General features: G+C 40.5%; 13 protein-coding genes. 10 read left to right on the forward strand and 3 right to left on the reverse strand.

The features are described from left to right. The first annotated feature begins 112 nt into the window (after nucleotides 1-112). Together Q4443_RS05565 and Q4443_RS05570 are read left to right on the forward strand one after the other, a co-directional pair. Complete coding sequence (locus Q4443_RS05565) at nucleotides 113-2008, forward strand: DUF2207 domain-containing protein (RefSeq protein WP_049519459.1); 1896 nt, start codon at nucleotides 113-115, stop codon at nucleotides 2006-2008. A gap of 59 nt (nucleotides 2009-2067) precedes the next feature. Further along, complete coding sequence (locus Q4443_RS05570) at nucleotides 2068-2913, forward strand: undecaprenyl-diphosphate phosphatase (protein WP_000273567.1); 846 nt, start codon at nucleotides 2068-2070, stop codon at nucleotides 2911-2913. A gap of 34 nt (nucleotides 2914-2947) precedes the next feature. Here the strand turns inward: Q4443_RS05570 and dinB are convergent, their stop codons facing one another. Continuing rightward, nucleotides 2948-4009: a DNA polymerase IV gene (gene dinB, locus Q4443_RS05575; RefSeq protein WP_049519458.1), complete on the reverse strand. Its 1062-nt coding sequence runs from the start codon at nucleotides 4007-4009 to the stop codon at nucleotides 2948-2950. A gap of 232 nt (nucleotides 4010-4241) precedes the next feature. Between dinB and pflB the strand changes: the two genes are divergently transcribed. The 3 genes from pflB to Q4443_RS05590 all read left to right on the forward strand — a co-directional run bounded on the left by pflB (nucleotide 4242) and on the right by Q4443_RS05590 (nucleotide 13166). Further along, nucleotides 4242-6557, forward strand: coding sequence for a formate C-acetyltransferase (gene pflB, locus Q4443_RS05580; RefSeq protein WP_000260621.1), 2316 nt, complete (start codon nucleotides 4242-4244; stop codon nucleotides 6555-6557). 318 nt (nucleotides 6558-6875) lie between these two features. After that, nucleotides 6876-10607 (forward strand): FctA domain-containing protein, encoded by a 3732-nt coding sequence (locus tag Q4443_RS05585; protein WP_303408105.1) that lies wholly within the window; start codon nucleotides 6876-6878, stop codon nucleotides 10605-10607. 453 nt (nucleotides 10608-11060) lie between these two features. Then, on the forward strand, nucleotides 11061-13166 hold the full coding sequence (locus Q4443_RS05590) for an ATP-dependent Clp protease ATP-binding subunit (protein WP_049519455.1): 2106 nt from the start codon (nucleotides 11061-11063) through the stop codon (nucleotides 13164-13166). A 59-nt stretch (nucleotides 13167-13225) separates the two neighbouring features. On the opposite strand, the gene Q4443_RS05595 is transcribed toward Q4443_RS05590, so the two are convergent. Both Q4443_RS05595 and Q4443_RS05600 read right to left on the reverse strand, forming a co-directional pair. After that, a complete protein-coding gene (locus tag Q4443_RS05595) occupies nucleotides 13226-13708 on the reverse strand; it encodes an S-ribosylhomocysteine lyase (protein ID WP_000032556.1) in 483 nt (160 codons plus the stop codon). Between the two features lie 94 nt (nucleotides 13709-13802). Beyond that, nucleotides 13803-15287, reverse strand: a complete 1485-nt coding sequence (locus Q4443_RS05600; RefSeq protein WP_042902876.1) for a DUF1846 domain-containing protein — start codon at nucleotides 15285-15287, stop codon at nucleotides 13803-13805. Nucleotides 15288-15439: 152 nt separating this feature from the next. On the opposite strand from Q4443_RS05600, the gene Q4443_RS05605 reads away from it, so the two are divergent. The 5 genes from Q4443_RS05605 to cps4B all read left to right on the forward strand — a co-directional run bounded on the left by Q4443_RS05605 (nucleotide 15440) and on the right by cps4B (nucleotide 23666). Then, nucleotides 15440-17050, forward strand: a complete 1611-nt coding sequence (locus Q4443_RS05605; protein WP_049519453.1) for an alpha-glucosidase — start codon at nucleotides 15440-15442, stop codon at nucleotides 17048-17050. Between the two features lie 169 nt (nucleotides 17051-17219). Further along, a complete protein-coding gene (locus tag Q4443_RS05610) occupies nucleotides 17220-19187 on the forward strand; it encodes a peptide ABC transporter substrate-binding protein (RefSeq protein WP_053091386.1) in 1968 nt (655 codons plus the stop codon). Nucleotides 19188-19334: 147 nt separating this feature from the next. Beyond that, nucleotides 19335-21296 (forward strand): peptide ABC transporter substrate-binding protein, encoded by a 1962-nt coding sequence (locus tag Q4443_RS05615; RefSeq protein ID WP_080978833.1) that lies wholly within the window; start codon nucleotides 19335-19337, stop codon nucleotides 21294-21296. Between the two features lie 191 nt (nucleotides 21297-21487). Next, on the forward strand, nucleotides 21488-22933 hold the full coding sequence (locus Q4443_RS05620; RefSeq protein ID WP_303408111.1) for an LCP family protein: 1446 nt from the start codon (nucleotides 21488-21490) through the stop codon (nucleotides 22931-22933). A gap of 1 nt (nucleotide 22934) precedes the next feature. Then, complete coding sequence (gene cps4B / locus Q4443_RS05625) at nucleotides 22935-23666, forward strand: capsular polysaccharide biosynthesis protein Cps4B (protein WP_049519451.1); 732 nt, start codon at nucleotides 22935-22937, stop codon at nucleotides 23664-23666. Nucleotides 23667-23668: the final 2 nt, after the last annotated feature.

A 23668-nucleotide genomic window follows, 5' to 3' on the forward strand; every position in this document is an offset into this window, starting at 1 on the left:
GTCTAAAAATGACTCCCTCTATTGTATCTAAAAATAGCGAGATTTTCAATACAAGTAAGCCTTTACTTATAAAAAATGATATAATGGTAAAAAGATTGAAAGGGAACCGATTATGAAAAAAAGATGGCTGTTGGCTTTGGTATTTACTTATTTATTATTTATACCGAACCTGGTTTTTGCAGTAGACTTTGATATCTTATCCTATCAGGGTGATTTGAATATTCATGCAGATAATACTGCAATTTTTAAGGAAACAATTACCTACCGCTTTGGAGATGATTATAATGGTCAGTTAGTTGGACTCGGGAAAGCTGGGAAAATGCCAGAAGGATTTGATATTGATCCCGATCCGACCGTTCAGGTTTCTAAAAATGGAAGAATTGTTCAAAATGCTTCCTTCTATACCATGGAGGAAGAGGACGGCTACAAGGTAAAAATTTACAATGCTGGATATGCTGGAGATACTGTTCGTGTAACGGTTACCTGGAAACTAACAAACCTTCTCTTCTTATATAAGGATATCGCAGAGCTAAATTGGCAACCCTTGACCGATAGTACTGGAGACATCAAAGAGATTGAGTTCAAGGTCAGCTCTGATACTCCAGCAGAGAAACTCTATTTTCATGCAGGCCAACTCCTAAGGGACTCTAGTGTTGAAAAAGCAAATAATCTCTATCATGTCAAAATGAAAGACCTTCCTAGAAAGCGACAGATCGAATTACACGCATACTGGCCGAGAAGTGCTTTTGCAGGAGCTCCAGATCAAGGATTAGAGGAAGAACGTTTAACGGATTTTAACCGGATTGAAAGCAATATAGCAACAGAAAAAGCGCAAAGTGAGATTTTGATGAAATGGGTATTTCCCGTCATTTTTATGAGTCTCTTACTTCTAGTTCCTATTTTCTATAGGATGTTTCGTCAGAGTACAAGCATTAAAAAGGTCTTTCCAAAAGATCATCGACTCTACGAACCACCGATGGATTTGCCTCCAATGGTTTTAGCAGAAGCAGTGTATTCAACTTCCTTAGAGGAAGTCAATCCCCTAAACAAATCAGGGTTTGGTAAATTTACTTTTGAACGTCTGATTCAGGCAACCTTGTTGGATTTAGTAGATCGAGGTCATTTATCTATTTTCCAAGGGGATGAGGAACCTTATGTGCGCATTATCAGTGAAAAGGGTTTGTCCAATTTTGAGAAAGAATGTCTACGCATGACCTTGTCAAATAAGAAAGAATTGGCTATTTCAGAGCTCTTCCCTGATTACCAAGTTTCATCTTCCCTTTACCGTGGTGCCAAAGAGTCAGATGAAAAACATATCCGAGAAACAGGCTCGCGTCTCAAACGCTCCTTTGAAGGAAGACTTCAACGCATTCAGTCTTGTGTCAAGGATAAGGTCCATGTACTTCGTATCCCAAGCTACTATCGTCCTTTGACAAGTGAGGAACGTCGCCTTGCTCTCGGGATGCGGGTCTGTTCAGCCATAACAGCTCTAGGTGGATTGCTTTTCTTTTATTATAGTTGGCAAACACATGGCTTCTTTTCGATCCCGTTTCTACTTTTAGGATTGACAGGATTAGGGACTAGTTTCTGGGTTTATCTTGCCACGCGAGGGGCCTATCGTGATGGAGTTCTAACAGAGGAAGGAGCAGAAATCTTCTATCTCTGGACGAGTTTTGAAAATATGCTTCGCGACATCGCTCATCTGGATCAGGCCGAGCTAGAGAGCATCGTCCTTTGGAATCGTCTACTGGTCTATGCGACTCTCTTTGGTTATGCCAAGAAGGTGAGCAAGTTAATGAAAGTCCGCCATATTCAGCTTGAAAATCCAGATTTGAATCTTTATGTAGCCTATGGTTGGCACTCACAGTTCTACACCTCAACTGCACAAATCAAGCAATATACTGCTGTCGCAAATACAGCTAGCAATTACTCTGTATCTTCTGGAAGTGGTTCTTCAGGTGGAGGATTCTCAGGAGGCGGAGGCGGTGGTAGCATCGGCGCCTTCTAAAAAATCTATCGCAACATCTGAAATTATGTTATAATAGAGGACAGAAAAAGGAGTAATGTATGTATTTTATTGAAATTTTGAAGTCAATCTTTTTTGGGATTGTTGAAGGAATTACGGAATGGTTGCCCATTTCAAGTACTGGCCACTTGATCTTGGTTGAAGAATTTGTACAATACAAGGACCAGAATGAAGCCTTCATGTCCATGTTTAATGTTGTCATTCAGCTTGGTGCCATTTTAGCAGTTATGGTCATTTACTTTAACAAGCTTAACCCTTTCAAACCTGGTAAAACTAAGGTAGAAGTTCGTAGAACTTGGCAATTGTGGTCAAAAGTCTTCGTTGCGACCTTGCCTTTGCTATTGGTTTTTAAATTAGATGATTGGTTTGATGCCAACTTCCATAACATGGTTTCAGTTGCAATCATGTTGATTATCTATGGTGTTGCCTTTATCTACCTTGAAAAACGAAATAAGGCGCAAGCCATTGAACCAACAGTGACAGAGCTAGACAAGTTGCCCTATAAAACAGCCCTTTACATTGGGCTCTTCCAAGTCCTCGCCCTCTTTCCAGGAACGAGCCGTTCAGGTGCGACGATCGTTGGTGGTTTGTTAAATGGAACAAGCCGCTCAGTCGTAACAGAGTTCACCTTCTATCTCGGAATTCCTGTTATGTTCGGAGCCAGCGCTTTAAAGATTTTCAAATTTATTAAAGCAGGTCAACTCTTGAGTTTTGGACAACTGTTCTTGCTCTTGGTTGCCATGGGTGTTGCCTTTGCGGTCAGCATGGTTGCTATTCGTTTCTTGACCAGTTATGTGAAAAAACACGACTTTACACTCTTTGGTAAATACCGTATCGTACTCGGTAGTGTCTTGTTGCTCTATAGTTTTGTGCGTTTGTTTGTATAAGAAAAAAGCTTGAGGGAAGTTTCCTTCAAGCTTTTTAAAATCCTGTCACCGTAATTCCTAGTAAACGGATACCTTTTTCTTTTTCAGCTAGCTCTTCGTAGAGTTGAAGGGCGGTTTGAGAAATCTGACTAGCGTCCTGTGTAGCTTGTGGGAGGCTTTTTCGTCTAGTCAGAGTGGAGAAGTCAGCATATCGTATTTTTAGGATAATGATTTTTCCAGCTTTGTCCTGCTTGCTGAGATTGTGAGCTACCTTTTCGGAGAGAAGAGTCAGCTCTTTTTTAATGTCTTCTTCTACTTGTAGGATCTTTCCGTAGGTTTTTTCCTTGCCAATGGACTTACGAATGCGATCGGACTTGACCGGTGAGTTATGAATGCCCCTTGCCTTTCGATAAAGCTCATAACCGAGTCTGCCGAACCGATCGATTAAAGTGACTTCTGAGACATCCAATAAGTCTGCACCAGTATAAATGCCCATTTCATGAAGGCGTTCAACTGTTTTTTTGCCCACGCCATGAAATTTAGCAATGTCCATTTGTTTGAGGAAGTCTTGGGCTTGATCTGGGAGAATCACTGTCAAACCATGTGGTTTTTGATAGTCACTAGCCATTTTAGCTAAGAATTTGTTATAGGAAACACCTGCAGAAGCAGTCAGGTGTAGCTCCTGCCAGATATCTTGTTGGATGAGGCGGGCTATTTTGACTGCAGACTTGATACCGAGTTTATTTTCCGTCACATCTAAGTAGGCTTCGTCAATACTCATAGGTTCAATCAAATCAGTGTAGCGTTTAAAAATAGCTCGAATCTCAAGTCCTACAGTCTTATACTTTTCATAATTTCCTGAGATAAAGACAGCTTGGGGACAGCGCTCATAAGCTTCTTTAGAGCTCATGGCTGAATGAACACCAAAAGCCCGCGCCTCATAGCTACAGGTAGAAACGACACCTCGACCACCTGTTTGTCTAGGGTCGCTTCCGATAATGACAGGTTTGCCCTTTAACTTGGGATTATCTCTTATTTCCACCGCAGCAAAAAAGGCATCCATGTCGATATGGATGATTTTTCTGGACAAATCATTTATCAATGGAAATATGAGCATTTCAATCCCTTTCTAGTGTCATTTTATATTTATTATACCCTTTTTTCTGAAAAAACGGGAAAGTTCAACCTGACTTTCAAAAATATAATACAGATAAGAACGAAAAAGAGACTGTATTATAAAAGAAAGCGTCTAAAATGCCGATTTTCTCTTGTTGAAATCGGTTACTGTATGGTATACTTGTCTCAAGAATGTAACAGATGACTGTTACTAGAAAAAAGAGGACATTAACATGGTTGTTAAGACAGTTGTTGAAGCACAAGATATTTTTGATAAAGCTTGGGAAGGCTTCAAAGGCGTAGATTGGAAAGAAAAAGCAAGTATTTCTCGCTTCGTTCAAGCTAACTACACACCTTACGATGGAGATGAAAGTTTCCTTGCTGGACCAACAGAACGTTCACTTCACATCAAAAAAATCGTAGAAGAAACAAAAGCACACTACGAAGAAACTCGTTTCCCAATGGACACTCGTCCAACATCTATTGCTGATATTCCTGCTGGATTTATCGACAAAGAAAACGAAGTGATTTTTGGTATCCAAAACGATGAACTCTTCAAATTGAACTTCATGCCAAAAGGTGGTATCCGTATGGCTGAAACTACTTTGAAAGAAAATGGATACGAACCAGATCCAGCTGTTCACGAAATCTTCACTAAATACGTAACAACAGTTAACGACGGTATCTTCCGTGCCTATACTTCAAATATCCGTCGCGCTCGTCACGCTCACACTGTAACTGGTCTTCCAGATGCCTACTCACGTGGACGTATCATCGGTGTTTACGCACGTCTTGCTCTTTACGGTGCTGACTACTTGATGCAAGAAAAAGTAAACGACTGGAATGCGATTAAAGAAATCGATGAAGAAACAATCCGTCTTCGTGAAGAAGTAAACCTTCAATACCAAGCATTGCAACAAGTTGTTCGCTTGGGTGACCTTTACGGAGTTGATGTCCGCAAACCAGCGATGAACACGAAAGAAGCCATCCAATGGGTTAACATCGCCTTCATGGCTGTCTGCCGTGTTATTAACGGTGCTGCTACATCTCTAGGACGTGTGCCAATCGTATTGGATATCTTTGCAGAACGTGACCTTGCTCGTGGTACATTTACTGAATCAGAAATCCAAGAGTTCGTTGATGATTTCGTTATGAAACTTCGTACAGTTAAATTTGCTCGTACAAAAGCTTATGACCAATTGTACTCAGGTGACCCAACCTTCATCACAACTTCTATGGCTGGTATGGGTAACGATGGTCGTCACCGTGTTACTAAGATGGACTACCGTTTCTTGAACACTCTTGACAACATCGGTAACTCTCCAGAGCCAAACTTGACAGTTCTTTGGACTGACAAATTGCCATACAACTTCCGTCGCTACTGTATGCACATGAGCCACAAACACTCTTCTATCCAATATGAAGGTGTAACAACAATGGCTAAAGACGGATACGGAGAAATGAGCTGTATCTCATGCTGTGTGTCACCACTTGACCCAGAAAACGAAGATCAACGCCACAACATCCAGTACTTCGGTGCTCGTGTAAACGTTTTGAAAGCCCTTCTTACTGGTTTGAACGGTGGTTACGACGATGTTCACAAAGACTACAAAGTATTTGACATCGATCCTATCCGTGACGAAGTTCTTGAATTCGAATCAGTTAAAGCGAACTTTGAAAAATCTCTTGACTGGTTGACTGACACTTATGTAGATGCTTTGAACATCATCCACTACATGACTGACAAGTACAACTACGAAGCTGTTCAAATGGCCTTCTTGCCAACTAAACAACGTGCTAACATGGGATTCGGTATCTGTGGATTTGCAAACACAGTTGATACATTGTCAGCTATCAAATACGCTACCGTTAAACCAATCCGTGACGAAAATGGATACATCTACGATTACGAAACAATCGGTGAATACCCACGTTGGGGTGAAGATGACCCACGTTCAAACGAATTGGCAGAATGGTTGATCGAAGCTTATACAACTCGTCTACGTAGCCACAAACTATACAAAGACGCAGAAGCTACTGTATCACTTTTGACAATCACATCTAACGTTGCTTACTCTAAACAAACTGGTAACTCACCAGTCCACAAAGGTGTATACCTCAACGAAGATGGTTCTGTGAACTTGTCTAAACTTGAATTCTTCTCACCAGGTGCGAACCCATCTAACAAAGCTAAAGGTGGATGGTTGCAAAACTTGAACTCACTTGCTAGCCTTGACTTTGGTTACGCAGCTGACGGTATCTCATTGACAACTCAAGTTTCTCCACGTGCTCTTGGTAAGACTCGTGACGAGCAAGTTGATAACTTGGTAACAATCCTTGATGGTTACTTCGAAAACGGTGGACAACACGTTAACTTGAACGTTATGGACTTGAACGATGTTTACGAAAAGATTATGTCAGGTGAAGACGTTATCGTACGTATCTCTGGATACTGTGTAAACACTAAATACCTCACTCCAGAACAAAAAACTGAATTGACACAACGTGTCTTCCACGAAGTTCTTTCAATGGATGACGCATTGAGCTAAGATTCAATTAGAATGAAAAGAAAGCTAGTCTATAGGACTGGCTTTTTTCTATATCTAAAAGATAAATTTTTGACATATCATATGAAAAATACTGAGAGATTTTGTTCATTATGATGACAATGTGTTGAAATTTAAAAGAAAAATATAATAAAATCTTATAAAAATATATTTTCTAGTTATTAAACTTGAATAGATTGTATTGAGATGTTATAATACAATAGATAAACTCTAGTTAGTGATAGGGGTTGTCAAAATGGTATGATGTAATCTCTTAGGGAGATTAGAAATAAAAATTTCATAAAGAAAAGAGGAGAAGAAATGTCGAAAAGCAAAGCGTTAAACATGCTTTCTAAATTTTCTGCGTTAGCTTTTGCTATTTTAGCTCTAGCATCTGTTTTGGTAGGGATTGTTAAAGCAGATAATCCTGTTTCAAAAGAATTGACACAAGTCATTACAGGTATTGATCTGTTAGATGCTTCAGATACTAAGCAAAATGTGAGTTCAGAAGGAGATTTCTCGCTTCGTACGAATTTAGCATATAAGCTTCGCGTGACCTTTGATCTCAAACAGTATAATGAACATTTGAATAATGGAGATTATTTTACCTTTGATATACCTGCTCCTATGGCAGTTTATGAAGGGAGTCAGGATTTAATTGATCCGACAACAAAAGTTACTATTGGAGAAGCTGAAGTGACTTCAAATGGTACTGATCAAGGTGGGAAAGCAAAAATCACCTTGAAAAATTTGGATAAATATCTAGAGAAAACTGGTGGAGATAAGGTAAAGGATGTGTCAGGGAATTTTTCTGTTACTTTTAGATTCTTAAAGGATCAGAATAAAACCCGCATTAATTTTAATTCATCCTCATTGAAGCAAGAAGTGACTCATATTTATTCATCAAAAACAATCGATGGTCCCAAAGTTGGTACTGAAAATTATGCTAAAATTGGGGGTCGTGCTGCCCTTGAAAATTGGAACTCTCCAAAACTGGCTGAGATTGGTTCGGTTAGCAAGGGAGATGCATGGTCTACCTGGCGTGTACGTGTAAATACAGAGAAACAAGACTTAGGACAAAACATTGTATTACATGATACTATACCAAATGATGATACTAGTTACACTCCCGCACAGTATATTCCTGAGACTCTAAAAGTGTATAAGGCAAATATCACTGTTGGGACTTCTGCTGTTCCAGATGATGCAGTATTGTTAACGGAGGGACAAGACTATACCGTTTCGTGGAACGAAAACTATACTTCATTCGATATCATTTTTAAAGATGGAACGACCTCTTATATAGTATCTTATAACACAACAACTCCTAATGATGGAAGTAAAGTAGGAAATAGGGTTGCACTGTCATTGGCTGACGGGACTAAATTAGCACAGAATACAAGTCGTCCGGGAGCACTTGATATGACAGCTGAGGCGACGTCTTTGATTTCTGGTACGATTGTAGCATCTACTGCTTATCAAATTAAGATTCATAAGACTGATGCCTTCACTCTTGCTCCGGTTTCGGGTGCGGTATATACTGTGACAGCAGCAGATGATGCAAGTGAAACAACAGAAGTGACTACGAATGAAAAAGGAGTAGCGCTTACGAAAACTTATGATCAGAAATGGGAAGGTAAAACGTTTAAGATCAAAGAGAAGACTGCTCCATCAGGATATAAACTAGATGAAAAAGAGTATACAGTCAAACTCGGTGCTGCGGGTTCTACTATTCATCTTAAAGATGAACCTGTTCCAGCTGTATTCAATGTGACGGCTAAGAAAGTAGTAGAAGGACGTGCAGATAAGCTTCCAAAAGCAGATGAGTTTACCTTTAACCTGTTTAGTGCAGAGAACTTAAAGGATCCAGTAGCCACAGCAAAATCAAAAGCTGATGGAACGATTACCTTTGAGAATCTCCAAGTAAAAGGTGCGGGAACTTATCACTACATCATCAAAGAAGACACTTCAACAGCAGTTGCAGGCGTTACATTTGATACAGAAGCCAAGGAAGTTACTGTAGCAGCAACTTTCCAAAGTGGAGTTTTAACAGCAACTGTCACATCTGCAGAACCAACTTTCACTAACACTTATAAAGCAACTCCAGCTAAAGAAACTATCACAGCTAAGAAAGTCTTGAACGGTAAAGAGCTTGAAGCTGATAAATACGAATTCGAACTTAAAGAAAAAGAAGGTGACAAAGTCGTTGCGACAGCTAAAAATGCTGCAGATGGAACTGTTGCTTTCAAAGAAATCGAATACAATGAAGCAGGCGACCACACTTACACTATCACTGAAAAAGCAGGTAGTGAAAAAGGTGTGACATACGATACTGCTAAACACGAAGTTAAGGTAAAAGTTACAGATAACGGCCAAGGTCAACTTGTTGCAACTGTTACAGGTAACAACCCAACCTTCACCAACACCTATAAAGCAGCTCCAGCAAAAATTGCTATTGAAGCTAAAAAAGTTTTGAATGGTAAAGAGCTAGAGATAGATGAGTTTGAGTTTGAACTGAAAGAGGGTGACAAGGTTGTAGCGACAGCAAAGAATGCTGCTGGCGGATTGATTCGTTTTTCTGAAATTAGCTATTCGACAGCAGGAGTATATAACTATACTATTACAGAAAAGGTTGGCAATAAACTTGGTGTAACTTATGATAAAACAGAACATCCAGTAACTGTAGAAGTGAAAGATAATGGCTCAGGTCAACTTGTCGCGACAGTTACAAGTGAAACACCGGTCTTCGTTAATGACTATAAAGCAGAACCTGCACAAGCTACAATCAAAGCTAAGAAAGTCTTGAAAGGTAAAGCGCTTGAAGCTGATGCTTACACATTTGAACTGAAAGAAGGTTCAGACCTTGTAGCTACGGCTAAGAATACTGTCTCAGGAGAAGTTGTCTTCAACGTCACTTTCTCAGCAGCAGGCGATTACGTTTACACTATTACTGAAAAAGCTGGTGACGATAAAACAATCACTTATGATCAAAATGCGTATGAAGTGATCGTCACTGTTGCGGATGATGGTAAAGGTCGATTGGTTGCGACTGTTGAAGATGCAGATACAGAACGTGTCTTCACAAATACTTATACAGCACCAGTTCCAACAGCTACATCAGCAACACTTGAATTTACGAAAGAATTGACTGGTCGTACTTTGGTTGATGGTGAGTTCCAATTTGAATTGTACAAAGATGGACAAAAAATTGATACAAAAACAAACCAAGGTGGAAAAGTAACATTTAATGCAATCAACTATGATGCAGAAGGTGAGTATACTTATACTGTAAAAGAAGTGAATGCTGGAGCAACTGGTATTACTTATGATACAGAAAAGACTGCGGTGGTAAAAGTAACCAAAGATGCAGCAACCAACGCTTTGAAGGCAGCTGTTGAATATCCAGCAGGTAATGTCTTCAAGAATAGCTTCAAAGCACCAGCGGTAGAAGCTACGATTGAAGCAACTAAGAAACTTGAAGGTAAAGAACTTGCGGCTGATGCTTATACTTTCGAATTGAAAGAGAAAGGCGCCGTTGTAGCTACAGCTAAGAATACTGCCGAAGGTAAAGTAGCCTTTGTTCGTTCATTCGAAGAAGCAGGTACTTACACTTATACCTTGGTTGAAAAAGTTGGTACTGAAGAGGGTATTGAATACGATAAGACCGAGCATACCGTAACAGTCACTGTAGTTGCGGATGATCAAGGTCTCTTGACTGCAAGGGTTTCGTATGCCGATGGTAAAGAAGTTGTATTTACAAATAAATACACTGTTCCAACACCAACGCCAGAACCAAATCCAAATCCAGTTCCAAATAATCCAGGAACAACGCCAGATCCAGTACCAACGCCAGATCCAGCGCCAAATAATCCAGGAACAGAACCAACTGATCCAGGACAAAAAGAGGATCCAAAACCAACACCTCCAGCTACGGAGACTAAAGGTAAAGCTGAACTTCCAAACACAGGGGAAGCAACCTCTATCCTTTCTGCGCTTGGATTTGTAGTCTTGGCATTGAGCGGATTGGTATTCTTCGTAAAACGCAAAGCTTAAGCTTTTGTAGAAGAAACATGAAACTTGGTAAGTGAGAATATTTCTTCTCTCTTAAACTTGATAGAGAAAGTCTCTAGAAAATTCGTTTTCTAGGGGCTTTTTTTGTACTTCAAAAAATTTTTTTAAAAAATAGTCAAATTTGGTCAAAAAACTATTGACTTTTACTGACTAATGTGATATAGTAGGAACATAAGGAAAATGAATTCCTTAGAAAACTTCATTTTCAATGATTCTATTTATTGAAAATGTATGATAGATACCCTAGAAAGGGGTGGGGCCTATGTTAAATCTAACAGATTTTGAAAAGAAGATGATAAAAGGCTTATTTAAGAAAGAAAAACCAGAAATTATACGTAGGGTAGCTAGTTAGCTAGTCTAAAATTTTTAAAACAAAGGTCAAAGATAGTCAATATCAGAGATCGCATATAATAAAGAATAAACGAGGTAAAGAATATGAACAACAACTTTAATAACTTTAACAACATGGATGATTTATTTAACCAATTGATGGGTGGTATGCGAGGATATAGTTCTGAAAACCGTCGCTACTTGATTAATGGACGCGAAGTGACACCTGAGGAATTTGCTCAGTATCGTGCAACTGGGAAATTACCAGGAAATGCAGAATCTGATGCGCAAATGCAACAACACGCTTCAGGTATGAAACAAGACGGTGTCCTTGCTAAACTAGGTCGCAACTTGACAGCGGAAGCTCGTGAGGGCAAGCTGGATCCTGTAATCGGACGAAACAAGGAAATTCAAGAAACATCTGAAATCCTCTCACGTCGTACGAAAAATAATCCTGTTCTAGTCGGAGATGCAGGTGTTGGTAAGACAGCCGTTGTCGAAGGTCTAGCACAAGCGATTGTGAATGGAGATGTTCCGGCTGCCATTAAGAACAAGGAAATTATTTCTATTGATATCTCAGGTCTTGAGGCTGGTACTCAATACCGTGGTAGCTTTGAAGAAAACGTTCAAAATCTAGTCAATGAAGTAAAAGAAGCAGGGAATATTATCCTCTTCTTTGATGAAATTCACCAAATTCTCGGTGCTGGTAGCACTGGTGGAGACAGTGGTTCTAAAGGGCTTGCGGACATTCTCAAGCCAGCTCTCTCTCGTGGTGAATTGACCGTTATTGGAGCGACAACTCAAGACGAATACCGTAACACCATTTTGAAAAATGCAGCTCTTGCTCGTCGTTTCAACGAAGTCAAGGTCAATGCTCCTTCAGCAGAGGATACCTTTAAAATCCTTCAAGGAATTCGTGACCTCTACCAACAACACCACAATGTCATTTTGCCAGACGAAGTCTTGAAAGCAGCAGTGGATTATTCGATCCAATACATTCCTCAACGCAGCTTGCCAGATAAGGCTATCGATCTTGTCGATGTAACGGCGGCTCACTTGGCAGCTCAACATCCAGTAACAGATGTTCATGCTGTTGAACGGGAAATTGAGGCAGAAAAAGACAAGCAAGAAAAAGCAGTTGAGGCAGAGGACTTTGAAGCAGCTCTTAATGCCAAGACTCGCATTGCAGAATTGGAGAAAAAAGTCGAAAACCACACAGAAGATATGAAAGTGACTGCCACTGTCAACGATGTGGCTGAATCTGTGGAACGAATGACAGGTATTCCAGTATCACAAATGGGAGCGTCAGACATCGAACGTCTCAAGGATATGGCTCATCGTTTGGAACACAATGTTATCGGTCAAGATAAGGCAGTAGAAGCAGTGGCTCGTGCTATCCGTCGTAACCGTGCTGGTTTTGATGAAGGCAATCGCCCAATCGGCAGCTTCCTCTTTGTAGGTCCAACTGGGGTTGGTAAGACGGAGCTTGCTAAGCAATTGGCGCTCGATATGTTTGGAACCAAGGACGCAATTATCCGTTTGGATATGTCTGAATACAGTGACCGCACAGCTGTTTCTAAGTTAATCGGTACAACAGCAGGTTATGTGGGGTATGATGACAATAGCAATACCTTGACAGAACGAGTTCGTCGTAATCCATACTCTATCATTCTCTTGGACGAAATTGAAAAGGCTGATCCTCAAGTAATCACCCTTCTCCTCCAAGTCTTGGATGATGGTCGTTTGACTGATGGTCAAGGAAATACAGTGAACTTCAAGAACACTGTCATTATCGCGACATCAAATGCTGGATTTGGCTATGAAGCCAATTTGACAGAAGATGCGGACAAACCAGAATTGATGGACCGCTTGAAACCGTTCTTCCGTCCAGAGTTCCTTAACCGCTTTAACGCAGTTATCGAGTTCTCACACTTGAATAAGGAAGACCTTTCTAAGATTGTGGACTTGATGTTGGCTGAAGTCAACCAAACCTTGGCTAAGAAAGACATTGATTTGGAAGTCAGCCAAGCAGCTAAGGACTTTATCACAGAAGAAGGCTATGACGAAGTTATGGGTGTTCGTCCTCTCCGTCGCGTGGTTGAACAACAAATTCGTGATAAGGTGACGGACTTCCACTTGGATCATCTAGATGCTAAACATTTGGAAGCAGATATGGAAGATGGCGTTTTGGTTATTCGTGAAAAAGCCTAACTCAAGATTTTGAGAATAAAAAAAGAAGGAACTAGCTAAAAGCTGGTTCCTTTTTGTGTTTAGATGATATGGCGTTCAAAGGCATCATCTGAGATTCCTTGTTCTAGGATGAGTTTCGCCCATTCTTTGGCAGAAAAGAGGCTGTGGTCCTTGTAGTTTCCGCAAGATTCGATGGTTGTTCCAGGGACATCTTCCCAAGTAGTGGTTTCAGCGATTTCCTTGAGCGAATCCTTGATAACAGCAGCAATTTCAGCACTGGTATGGCGTCCCCACATAATCATGTGGAAGCCTGTACGACAACCAAATGGCGAACAGTCAATCATACCGTCAATGCGGGTACGGATGAGCTTGGCTAAGAGGTGCTCAATAGTGTGAAGGCCAGCGGTAGGGATAGAGTCTTCATTTGGTTGCACCAAGCGAATATCAAAGTTGGAGATGACATCTCCCTTTGGTCCGGTTTCTTCCCCAATCAAGCGAACATAGGGTGCTTTAACAATGGTGTGGTCAAGTTCAAAACTTTCAACAATAACTTCTTTTGACATGGTAGTTCCTTTCAGTTTTCTTCTTTCATTATATCATAAAGGGTGCTGTTGAAACAGAGAGAAAACCTCTCCAAGAAAGGAGAGGTTTGAGTTTTTATTTGCGATACAAGCGATCGTATTGGTAGAATGGGTCAAAGGTTACGTTGATACCTAGTTTGCGAAGGACGTTCTTGTCTTCATCGGTCAAGATGATGGTTGAATGAGCTTCGCTTCCTTTGAGATTCCCAAGTTCTTCCATGGCACGCGCAGCATCAGGATTTTCCATAGCTGTGATTGCAAGTGCAATCAAAATTTCATTTGAGTGGAGGCGAGGATTGCGGCTACCTAGATGATCGATTTTAAGACCTTGAATTGGTTTGACGACTTCAGGCTCGATTAGTTTCACTTCCTTAGCGATGTCAGCTGATTTTTTGATAGCATTGATCAAGGCAGCAGCTGTAGGACCAAAGAGTTCTGAGTTTTTACCAGTTACGATTTCCCCATTTGGCAATTCAAGGGCTAGGGCAGGGCCACCAGTTTCTTCTGCTTTTTGGCGTGCAGCGACAGCAACCTTGCGGTCTGCAGGTGTGATACCGAGGTCGTTCATGAGAAGTTCAATCTTCTTGACAGCAGTTTCTCCGACTTTTTCAGCTTTAAAATCAAGAACAGTTTGATAGTAGCGACGGATGATTTCTTGTTTAGAAGCTTCGACAGCAGCTTCATCATCTGTAATAGCGAAACCAACCATGTTGACACCCATGTCTGTTGGTGAAGCGTATGGAGATTCACCTAGGATACGTTCCAACATACGTTTGAGAACTGGGAAGATTTCGATATCACGGTTGTAGTTGACAGTGGTTTCTCCGTAGGTTTGGAGATGGAAAGGGTCAATCATATTGACATCGTCAAGGTCTGCGGTGGCAGCCTCATAGGCCAAGTTGACTGGATGATGAAGGGGCAGGTTCCAGACTGGGAAGGTTTCAAACTTAGCGTAACCAGACTTGATGCCATTGAGTTGGTCATGGTACATATTGGACATACAAGTTGCCAATTTTCCAGAACCAGGTCCAGGAGCGGTTACGACGATTAAGTTGCGACTGGTTTTGATGTAGTCGTTTTTCCCCATGCCTTCGGGAGAAATAATGTGATCCATATCCGTCGGATATCCTTTGATTGGATAATGAAGATAAGAATCAATCCCATTTTTATCTAACTGGTTGCGAAAGGCATCTGCAGCAGGTTGGCCAGCGTATTGTGTGATGACAACTGAGCCAACAAAAATTCCCAATTCGTTAAATTTATCAATCAAACGAAGAACTTCTTGGTCATAAGAAATGCCTAGGTCGCCACGCGCTTTAGAATGCTCGATGTTGCTTGCGTTAATGGCGATCACAACTTCAACCTGCTCTTTCAATTCTTGCAAGAGCTTGATTTTATTGTCAGGCTCATAACCAGGAAGGACACGAGCAGCGTGGAAATCTTCTAACATTTTGCCACCAAACTCCAAATAGAGCTTGCCGTCAAATTGGTTGATGCGCTCCAAGATATGATCGCGCTGTAGATTCAAATATTGTTCAGAACTAAAAGCTTGTTTTTTCATTTTTTTACCTCTGATCTCTATTATAATAAAAAATTGGAAGATAGGAAACTACGGAGTCAAAAAAGAAATCAAAAAGATTAGGCAAACGCTTGCACTAAGTTTAAAAAAGCGCTATCATAGACTATAGATTATTAAAATAATGAGGTAAGAAGATGCAAGAAAAATGGTGGCACAATGCCGTAGTCTATCAAGTCTATCCAAAGAGTTTTATGGATAGCAACGGAGATGGGATTGGCGATTTGCCAGGAATTACTAGTAAGTTGGACTATCTAGCCAAGTTAGGAATCACAGCGATTTGGCTTTCTCCTGTTTATGATAGCCCTATGGATGATAATGGCTACGATATTGCTGATTATCAAGCGATTGCAGCTATTTTCGGAACCATGGAGGACATGGACCAACTCATCGCAGAAGCTAAGAAACGTGATATTCGAATTATCATGGACTTGGTGGTCAATCATACCTCAGATGAACACGCATGGTTTGTCAAGGCTTGTGAGAATCCTGATAGCCCTGAGCGTGACTACTATATCTGGCGAGATGAGCCCAATGATTTGGAGTCTATCTTTAGTGGGTCTGCTTGGGAATACGATGAAAAGTCGGGTCAATACTATCTCCACTTTTTCAGTAAGAAACAGCCGGATCTCAACTGGGAGAATGAAAAACTTCGTCAGAAAATCTATGAGATGATGAACTTCTGGATTGATAAAGGTATTGGTGGTTTCCGTATGGATGTCATTGACATGATTGGGAAAATTCCTGATGAGAAGGTAGTGAATAATGGTCCTATGCTCCATCCCTATCTCAAGGAAATGAATCAGGCGACCTTTGGCGACAAAGATCTTTTGACAGTAGGGGAAACATGGGGGGCAACGCCAGAGATTGCTAAGCTCTACTCGGATCCAAAGGGACAAGAATTGTCTATGGTCTTCCAGTTTGAACACATCTGTCTTCAATATCAGGAAGGGCAACCTAAGTGGCACTACCAAAAAGAGTTAAATGTAGGGAAGTTAAAAGAGATTTTTAACAAATGGCAGACTGAGTTAGGAGTTGAAGACGGCTGGAATTCCCTTTTCTGGAACAATCATGACCTTCCTCGTATCGTCTCTATCTGGGGAAATGAGCAAGAATACCGTGAAAAATCTGCTAAAGCCTTTGCGATTTTGCTTCATCTCATGAGAGGGACGCCTTATATCTATCAGGGTGAAGAGATTGGAATGACCAACTATCCTTTTGAAACACTGGACCAAGTAGAAGATATTGAATCCCTCAACTATGCGCGTGAAGCTCTTGAAAAAGGTGTTCCGCTCGAGGAAATTATGGACAGTATCCGTGTCATCGGACGTGATAATGCCCGTACCCCGATGCAATGGGACGAGAGCAACAACGCTGGCTTCTCAACAGGTCAACCTTGGTTGGCAGTTAATCCAAACTATCAAGAAATCAACGTTCAAGAAGCACTAGCAAACCCAGATTCTATTTTTTATACCTACCAAAAACTCGTGCAAATCCGTAAGGAGAACAGCTGGCTGATTCGAGCTGACTTTGAATTGCTTGATACGGCTGATAAGGTTTTTGCTTATATCCGTAAGGACGGTGAGCGCCGCTTCCTAGTTGTGGCTAACTTGTCCAATGAAAAACAAGATTTTTCGGTAGGAGGAAAAGTCAAATCTGTCTTGATTGAGAACACTACTGCTAAAGAAGCAGTTGAAAAACAGACCTTAGAGCCATGGGATGCTTTCTGTGTGGAACTAACGGATTAAAATAAGTGAACCTCAAGCCTTTGATGCTTGGGGTTCTTTTACTAAAAAATATATAGAAAAGCCTTTAAAAAATATTTGTTAGAATTTTCTAAAAAATCTGGCGAAAGTCCTTGCTTTTATGAAAAAATAGGGTATAATGGTGAAAACACTATCTTTAAGGAGATTACTTATGAAATCGAAAAAGTGGCTCTTAGGAGCAGGTGCTGTTTTGAGTGCGGCCCTACTGTTAACTGCTTGTGGGCAAAGTGAAAAGAAAGCGGATGCTCCCAAAACATTCTCTTATGTCTACGCTATGGATCCATCTTCTTTGGACTATAGTGTGACGAGCAAGAGCTCAACCTCTGACGTTATAGCAAACGTTGTTGATGGTCTTTTGGAAAATGATAAGTATGGGAACTTAATTCCATCACTTGCAGAAGACTGGTCTGTTTCAAAGGATGGTTTGACTTACACCTACAAACTTCGTAAGGGTGTAAAATGGTATACTTCTGATGGAGAAGAATACGCTGAAGTTAAGGCCAAAGACTTTGTTACTGGGCTTAAACATGCTGCTGACGGGAAATCAGATGGTCTTTCTTTGATTCAGGATTCTATCAAAGGTTTGGCAGAGTATGTTAGTGGTGAGAGCAATGATTTCTCTACCGTAGGAGTTAAGGCTGTTGATGATTACACGGTAGAATACACACTTAACAAACCAGAAAGTTTCTGGAACTCTAAGGTCACAACTGCGACCATGCTTCCAGTTAATGAAGAATTTTTGAATTCTAAAGGGAGCGACTACGGTGCACCAACCCCATCAGGTATCCTATATAATGGTCCTTATTTCTTGAAATCATTGACTTCAAAATCAGTCATTGAATATGAAAAGAATCCAAACTACTGGGATAAGGACAATGTCAAGATTGACAATATTAAACTAACTTTCTACGATGGATCAGACCAAGAATCCTTGATTCGTAGCTTTACACAAGGTGCCTATACAACAGCCCGTCTCTTCCCAACAAGCTCAAACTTTGAGTCAACTAAACAAGAGTACGGCGATAAGATTGTTTACAGTCCACAAGAAGCGACAAGCTACTACCTCACTGTTAACGTAAACCGCCAATCTTATAATAAAACAGCTAAAACAGACGAAGCTCAAAAAACATCAACGAAAGAAGCTCTTCTCAACAAGAACTTCCGTCAGGCGCTGAACTTTGCCCTTGATCGTCATTCTTATACTGCTCAGTTGAATGGTGAAGAAGGTGCGAACAAGATTATCCGTAACAGCCTAGTGCCACATGACTACGTTCAAGTGGGTGAAAAAACCTTTGGAGAGTTGGCGCAGGCAGAGCTCGTTTCATATGGAGACCAGTGGAAAGATGTAGCCCTTACAGATGGCAAGGATACGATTTACAGTCCTGAAAAAGCTAAGGCAGCCTTTGCTAAAGCCAAGGAAGAATTGCAAGCCAAGGGTGTTACCTTCCCAATCCATTTGGATATCCCGGTTGAACAAACAGATGTAATCGCGGTTCAACAAACTAACTCACTCAAGCAGTCTATCGAATCATCACTTGGTACTGAAAATGTCATTGTCGATGTCCTTCAAATGACCGATAATGAGAAATTGAGCATTACATCTCAAGCCAAGGTTCCATCCCAAAAAGACTATGACTTGAACGGAACTGGTTGGGGACCAGACTATCAAGACCCAGCTACCTACCTCAACATTCTTGATGCTAAGAAGGGTTCTGCCCTTAAACACTTGGGGATTAAGCGCGGACAAGATCCAGAAGTGATGGCTCAAGTTGGACTGGACGAATACAAGAAACTCTTGGATGATGCTGCAGCTGAAACCAGCGACCTTAACAAGCGTTATGAAAAATACGCTAAAGCTCAAGCTTGGGTGTCAGACAGCTCGCTCTTAATCCCAGTTGCTTCTTCAGGTGGTTCTCCAACGGTTAGCCGTACTGTACCATTCACAAAAGCTTATTCTCAAGTTGGGATCAAGGGAGACCCGTTTGTGTTTAAAGGATTGGAGTTGCAAAATGACGTTGTGACTGCAAAAGAATACGAAGAAGCCTTCAAGAAATGGCAACAAGAAAAAATTGAGACAAATGCCAAATACCAAAAAGAACTTGAAAAACACGTCAAGTAATCTATAAAAAGAAAAGGAAGTTGCAGGAAACTGTGCTTCCTTTTTTGTTTTGAGACACCAGTTGTCATAAAAGCAGTAACTTTACATTTTTGAATAAATTTGATAAAATATGGTTATGTTATAAAAAGTGACATAAAGGAGTGAATGATGATCAAAATGAAAAAAAGACTAATCGGGACAGGTCTTGTATTAGCGACAGGGATTTTGCTATCTGCATGTGGACAGTCCAATACAGATACTAGCACTTATTCATCAACATTTAGTGCGAATCCAACAACTTTTAACTATCTCCTAGATTATTATGCAGATAACACTGCCGTTATTACCAATCTCGTAGATGGTTTGTTAGAAAATGACAGCTATGGGAACCTCGTACCTGCTGTTGCGGAGGATTGGTCTGTTTCATCAGATGGTTTGACCTATACCTACAAGCTTAGAAAAGATGCCAAGTGGTATACGGCTGATGGTGAGGAATACGCTTCAGTTAAAGCTCAGGATTTTGTCACTGGGATCAAATATGCCGCGGACAACAAGGGGCAAGCTATGGATCTGATCCAAAATTCAATCAAGGGATTGAATGACTATGTGACGGGTGTGACCAATGACTTTTCAACTGTCGGTGTCAAAGCCTTGGATGATTACACAGTCGAGTACACTTTGACTCGACCAGAACCGTATTGGAATTCAAAGACAACCAATAGTATTCTTTTCCCAGTCAACGAAGAGTTCTTGAAATCAAAGGATAAAGATTTTGGTACCTTGACACCAGACAGTATCCTTTATAATGGTCCTTATCTGTTAAAAGATTTTACATCAAAATCTTCGATCGAATATGTGAAGAATCCACACTATTATGACCATGACAAAGTAACCATTGAAAAAGTTAAGTTAGCCTATTTCGATGGGTCAGATCAGGAGATGACCATTCGAAACTTTGAAAGTGGTGCTTACTCGATTGCAGGAGTCTATCCAAATAGTTCGAACTATGCTAAGACAAAAGAAAAATACCAAGACAATATCGTCTATAGCTTACAAGACAAGACATCTTGGTACTTTAACTTTAACGTCAACCGCAAAACCTATAATCATACCGCTAAAACAACGGACGAACAAAAGAAATCAGCTCAAACAGCTATCTTAAATAAAAATTTCCGTCAGGCTATCAACTTTGGTATTGATCGAACAGCTTACTCTGCTCAATCTAACGGTGAAGAAGCAGCCAGCAAAACCCTTCGTAATACTCTGGTTCCCCCAACATTTGTTCAGGTGGGAGATAAGACCTTTGGAGAAGTAACAGCTTCTAAGCTTGTGAACTACGGAACTGAGTGGTCAGGTATCAATTTGGCAGACGCTCAAGATGCTTACTTTAACAAGGAAAAGGCCCAAGCAAAATATGCGGAAGCTAAAAAGGAATTGGAAGCTCAAGGCGTGACTTTCCCAATCCATTTGGATGTCCCTGTTGATCAGACAAATAAAAACGCAGTTTCTGGTATGAACTCGGTCAAACAAACCCTTGAAACAGTACTAGGTTCTGACAATATCGTCATTGATGTTCAACAGCTTTCTACAGATGACTTTGGAAATGTTGCCTTCCTAGCACCAAACCCAGCAGCTCGTGATTACGACCTGAACTTTGATGGTTGGGTTGGTGATTACCAGGATCCATCAACTTATCTAGACCCCTTCAATGCTGAAACTGGCTTCTATCTCAAGATTTTTGGTCTTGATGCCAAGGAAGACCAAGAGCTCATTAAGAGTTTGGGGCTCGATATCTATACGAAACTTCTAAAAGAAGCAGATGCTGAGAATAAAGATGTCGCTAAGCGTTATGAAAAATACGCTGAAGCTCAAGCTTGGATGATTGACAATTCTCTAGTTATGTCTGCTATGTCAAATGGTGGTACAGCCTCTGTAACCAAAGTAACTCCGTTTACACGTGCCTACTCCCTAGTGGGAATCAAGGGTGACGGAAATAATTATAAGTACATGAGATTACAAAAAGACCCTGTTACCAAGAAACAATTTGATGAAGCCAAGGCTAAGTGGGAAGAAGAAAGTAAAAAAGCTATCGAAAAGAGCCAAAAAGAGTTTGAAAACCACGTAAAATAAGATTACAGACAAGGTTGCCCCTGAGCGCCTTGTCTTTTTGTGCAGAATGGCATTTGGAACTTTGCTTATATTTTAGAGCAACTTAAGAGAACAAAAGCGAATGAAAACGCTGAAAATAGCAAGGATGGATGGAATTTCCATCATGATTGTGATATAATATTTATAACTATTAACGTGTATAGGGGATTATCATGAGTAGACGTTCAAAGAGAGCTCGTTTAGGGAATGTGAAACGAAATATTAATATAGTTTTAGCAACCATTTATTTATTATTGAGTGGTTTTTTGCTGTTCTTAATTTTTAAACATAATATCTTAGCTTTTCGGTACCTCAATATCCTTACGGCGGTTCTTATTTTTATTTCTGCTGTAATTGCAATCCTTCTGATAGTGTATAAAAAAGCCGAGAAGTTTACGGTTTTCTTTTTGACACTTGCTATCGTAGTTAGCTCCGTTTCTCTCTATGCTTTGCAACAGTTTGTCGGTTTTACCAATCATATCAATGCGACCTCAAACTACTCAGAGTATTCGATGAGTGTGGTCGTTTTGAAAGATAGTGAAATCAATAATGTGACCCAGTTGGATAGTGTAACAGGTCCGACTGAAACAGATAATGATAATATCCAAAAGTTGGTGGCGGATATTAAGACGACACAGAGTAAAGACTTGACAGTTGAACAGAGTACTTCTTATCTAGCAGCTTATAAGAGTCTGCTTTCTGGCGAAACGAAAGCAATTGTCTTAAATAGTGTTTTTGAAAATATCATTGAAGCAGAGTATCCAGATTATGCTTCAAAAATCAAAAAAATCTATACAAAACAATTAACTAAGGATGTAGCGGCACCAAAGGTATCAAAGAATAAAGCTTTCAATATTTATGTGAGTGGTATTGATACCTATGGTCCGATTAGTTCCGTTTCGCGTTCAGATGTAAACATTTTGATGACTGTGAACCGAGATACCAAGAAAATCCTTCTGACTACAACACCCCGAGATTCCTATGTTCCGATTGCGGATGGGGGAAATAATCAAAAGGATAAGTTGACCCATGCTGGAATTTATGGAGTGGACTCGTCGATTCATACCTTGGAAAATCTCTATGGAGTGGATATTAACTACTATGTTCGCTTGAACTTCACTTCTTTCTTGAAATTGATTGACCTTTTAGGTGGCGTTGATGTCTATAATGATCAGGATTTCACTTCTTTGCATGGCAAGTACCATTTCCCCGTTGGGAATGTCCATCTAGACTCTGAGCAGGCTCTTGGTTTTGTTCGTGAGCGCTACTCTCTAGCAGATGGAGATCGTGACCGTGGTCGGAACCAACAAAAGGTTATTGTAGCTGTTATTCAGAAGTTGACGTCAACCGAAGCTTTGAAGAACTATGACAATATCATCCAAGGATTGCAAGATTCTCTTCAGACCAATATGCCTTTGGAAACCATGATGGATCTAGTCAATACTCAATTGGAGAGTGGTGGGAACTACAAAGTCAACTCTCAAGACTTGAAGGGAACTGGACGCACGGACCTTCCTTCATACGCTATGCCAGATAGTAACCTCTACATGATGGAAATCGATGAAAGTAGCTTGGTTGCCGCCAAAGCTGCTATCAATGATGTGATGGAGGGCAAGTAGCATGATAGATATCCATTCGCACATCGTTTTCGATGTGGATGATGGTCCAAAGTTGATAGAGGAAAGCAAAAAGCTTCTTATAGAGGCCTACAGTCAAGGAGTACGAACAATTGTTTCCACTTCGCATAGACGAAAAGGGATGTTTGAAACTCCTGAAGAAAAAATCGCAACCAATTTTTTGAAGGTGCGAGAAATGGCTAAGGAAGTTGCGGATGACTTAATCATTGCCTATGGGGCAGAAATTTACTATACGCCGGATGTTGTTGAGAAGTTGGAAAAGAAATTAATCCCAACCCTCAACGATAGTCGCTATGCTTTGATTGAGTTTAGTATGAATACAGCTTATCGGGATATACATAAGGGGCTGAGTAATATTCTAATGTTAGGCATTACACCCGTCATTGCCCACATTGAACGTTACGATGCTTTGGAAAACAATGAAAAGCGCGTGCGAGAGCTGATTGATATGGGATGTTATACTCAGGTTAATAGTTCTCATGTCTTGAAACCTAAACTCTTCGGAGAAACTTATAAATTCATGAAAAAGAGAGCCCAGTATTTCTTGGAACGAGATCTGGTTCACGTGATAGCAAGTGACATGCATAACTTGGATCACAGACCTCCTCATATGGAGGAAGCCTATGATATCATTGCTAAAAAATACAGTGAAGATAAGGCTAAGGAACTTTTTAAGGATAATCCCCGAAAAATAATAATGGATCAATTGATTTAGGA

The sequence above is a fragment of the Streptococcus sp. GP0011 genome (assembly GCF_030546305.1).
Lineage (GTDB): Bacteria > Bacillota > Bacilli > Lactobacillales > Streptococcaceae > Streptococcus.

Coding starts and splice junctions, on each gene's coding strand:
- Q4443_RS05565 (WP_049519459.1), top strand. CDS start 113: ATGAAAAAAAGATGGCTGTTGGCTTTGGTATTTACTTATTTATTATTT.
- Q4443_RS05570 (WP_000273567.1), top strand. CDS start 2,068: ATGTATTTTATTGAAATTTTGAAGTCAATCTTTTTTGGGATTGTTGAA.
- dinB (WP_049519458.1), bottom strand. CDS start 4,009: ATGCTCATATTTCCATTGATAAATGATTTGTCCAGAAAAATCATCCAT.
- pflB (WP_000260621.1), top strand. CDS start 4,242: ATGGTTGTTAAGACAGTTGTTGAAGCACAAGATATTTTTGATAAAGCT.
- Q4443_RS05585 (WP_303408105.1), top strand. CDS start 6,876: ATGTCGAAAAGCAAAGCGTTAAACATGCTTTCTAAATTTTCTGCGTTA.
- Q4443_RS05590 (WP_049519455.1), top strand. CDS start 11,061: ATGAACAACAACTTTAATAACTTTAACAACATGGATGATTTATTTAAC.
- Q4443_RS05595 (WP_000032556.1), bottom strand. CDS start 13,708: ATGTCAAAAGAAGTTATTGTTGAAAGTTTTGAACTTGACCACACCATT.
- Q4443_RS05600 (WP_042902876.1), bottom strand. CDS start 15,287: ATGAAAAAACAAGCTTTTAGTTCTGAACAATATTTGAATCTACAGCGC.
- Q4443_RS05605 (WP_049519453.1), top strand. CDS start 15,440: ATGCAAGAAAAATGGTGGCACAATGCCGTAGTCTATCAAGTCTATCCA.
- Q4443_RS05610 (WP_053091386.1), top strand. CDS start 17,220: ATGAAATCGAAAAAGTGGCTCTTAGGAGCAGGTGCTGTTTTGAGTGCG.
- Q4443_RS05615 (WP_080978833.1), top strand. CDS start 19,335: ATGATCAAAATGAAAAAAAGACTAATCGGGACAGGTCTTGTATTAGCG.
- Q4443_RS05620 (WP_303408111.1), top strand. CDS start 21,488: ATGAGTAGACGTTCAAAGAGAGCTCGTTTAGGGAATGTGAAACGAAAT.
- cps4B (WP_049519451.1), top strand. CDS start 22,935: ATGATAGATATCCATTCGCACATCGTTTTCGATGTGGATGATGGTCCA.